At 41.7% G+C, this 1,734-nt stretch carries 1 protein-coding gene; it reads right to left on the bottom strand.

Translation table 11 applies throughout. The annotated features are described in order from the left end of the window. Nucleotides 1-643 precede the first annotated feature (643 nt). Complete coding sequence (locus AC2VE5_RS26685) at nt 644-1,561, bottom strand: AraC family transcriptional regulator (RefSeq protein ID WP_486890562.1); 918 nt, start codon at nt 1,559-1,561, stop codon at nt 644-646. Nucleotides 1,562-1,734 lie beyond the last annotated feature (173 nt).

Below are 1,734 nucleotides of genomic sequence, written 5' to 3'. Positions count from 1 at the left end.
TCAGGATTGCTATATGTTATTTATCACTTACGAATTTGGCATAGAAAATGGCAAAATTTACACTGCTTTTCAAATTAACTTAATCATGTCATTGCTTTTATCTCGCGGGAATGTCAAAGGACAGTCTATGTAAATCGCCATCACAAAAATGATTGGTACTGTATGTGCTTTTATTGCAATTTATCTGTCCACACTATCATCATTACTTTTGATTTTTCTTTATTCAAGTATCTTTCTATTTAATTTAGTATATTTGGTTTTGCTTTACATTAAAATTAGAGAGCAAAAGATAAATCCTTGGAAAATAGATTAGTAGCATTTTTCTCTCAAAACTGATTGTGTTTTTTAAGGAGTACAAATATTACTTTACTATAAAGTATTGGGTAATTAAATAGTGTTATACATCTGCAAATAACATAATTAATTACATTAAATGGTCAACTTGCACCATCAATTTTTGAATAGCGCACCAATTGTTCATCAATACCATTGTGAAGGGTAATTGCTTGCTTTACGTTCCACCATCCAGCATCGCTGCGACGCGATCCCATTTGCTTTATTCATCGCCATCGTACAGGTAGAGGTGGTTCAGCGCCTACATTGTATTCCAGGACTAACACCAATGCTGCATCTGTAGTTATATTTAGGCCACTCTTAGCCGCTCAATATCCCTGATGGGTGGTGCGCCAAACATCCGAGCATATTCACGGCTGAACTGCGAAGCGCTCTCATACCCTACCTGATAGGCAGCCTGGGTTGCATCGACATCTTCAATAAGCATCATCTGACGCGCGCTCAAGAGTTTCAATTGTTTTTGATATTGCAATGGACTCATCGAAGTGACTGCCTTGAAGTGGCGGTGGAACGACGAAGCTGACATATTCGCGGCTAGAGCCAGATCCTCAACCCGTAGAGGACTGGTAAAATCCGCTTGGAGTCGTTTAATCACTTCAGCAATGCGCTGCATATTACTGCCAGCAGTAGCAATCTGACGAACCGCTTCCCCTTGTTCGCCGATGAGCAGACGATAGTAGATCTCGCGGACGATCATCGGTGCAAGAAACGGAAGATCCTGCGGTGTATTTAATAGCTTTGTAAGTCGAATAGCGCAATCAATTAAGGATGAATCCGCATTGCTAACAAACAAGCCTCTGACGGATTTTTTCTTGCCGATGTCTAAGTTTGTTTGAGCAATGATCTCACAGAGTTGAACGGGGTCTAAATTCAGCTTAAAGCCTAAAAATGGTTGATCGGGGGTCGCTTCTACCACGCATCCCCTCACCGGTAAATCCACTGACAAAACCAGATACTGACCAACACCGTACTGATAGGTTTCTTCGTTTAGCAACACTTTTTTTTTACCCTGAACTACGATTGCCAGCAGTGGTTCGCTAATTCCCTGTATGGCGGTAGCAGGCTCGCTCTCTCGCATGAACTCTAAGGGGTCGAACGCCGTTGAATAAACACCGTTTCCCTGACCAGATGCGTGTCTATCGACTAATGCCGCTAATTCTCTACAGTGAGCGCTCGCGCTCTGGCGATCCCGTGTCTGACCGCTCATACTATCTCACCTAAACTCTGCTTTTGTCTTGATTATAGGAAAGATTCTCTGACTTGAGAGGATTAGGCAATCATCTGCCAGGTTTGTGTATTCATGTCAAAGCTTTTCAAGCCTAGGATAAATCTATGCAGTAAGCAAAGACTAACAATTGAATGTTAAATCTTTGGACTGGT

This window comes from Aliterella sp. E5.1 (genome assembly GCF_057473825.1).
This window is presented reverse-complemented; position numbering and strand designations above follow the sequence as displayed.

Coding starts and splice junctions, on each gene's coding strand:
- AC2VE5_RS26685 (WP_486890562.1), bottom strand. CDS start 1,561: ATGAGCGGTCAGACACGGGATCGCCAGAGCGCGAGCGCTCACTGTAGA.